We start from the raw sequence: 255 nt of genomic DNA, 5'->3' as shown, positions 1-255 counted from the left end.
GTTTCGTGGTGGGATTATTGCGGCCCTATTTTGGTTAATAGTTATCCAACGTATTTCGAACAATTACCAAAGCTTATCGAAAAGATTAACCAGGAGAAACGATCATCAAAGAATTATGTATTATTCCTTGGTTCTAACAACACAGAAAGTAACCAACAGCCATGCTTAAGTTTGATTCAGTTTCAAATCACTAACGGTAAGTTGATAATTAGCGCGTATCAGCGTAGTTCTGATGCAAACTTAGGCTTACCCTCC

General features: G+C 37.6%; 1 protein-coding gene. It reads left to right on the top strand.

Going from position 1 to position 255, the window contains the following annotated elements; genetic code table 11:
* On the top strand, positions 1 to 255 hold a 255-nt coding region (locus J3495_RS19105), incomplete at both ends, for a thymidylate synthase (RefSeq protein ID WP_236025520.1).

Origin of the sequence: Flavobacterium geliluteum (assembly GCF_017948595.1) — a bacterium.
GTDB classification, from domain to species: Bacteria; Bacteroidota; Bacteroidia; order Flavobacteriales; family Flavobacteriaceae; genus Flavobacterium; species Flavobacterium flavipigmentatum.
Note: the sequence above shows the minus strand (reverse complement) of the source record. Positions and strands in the feature narration are given on the sequence as shown.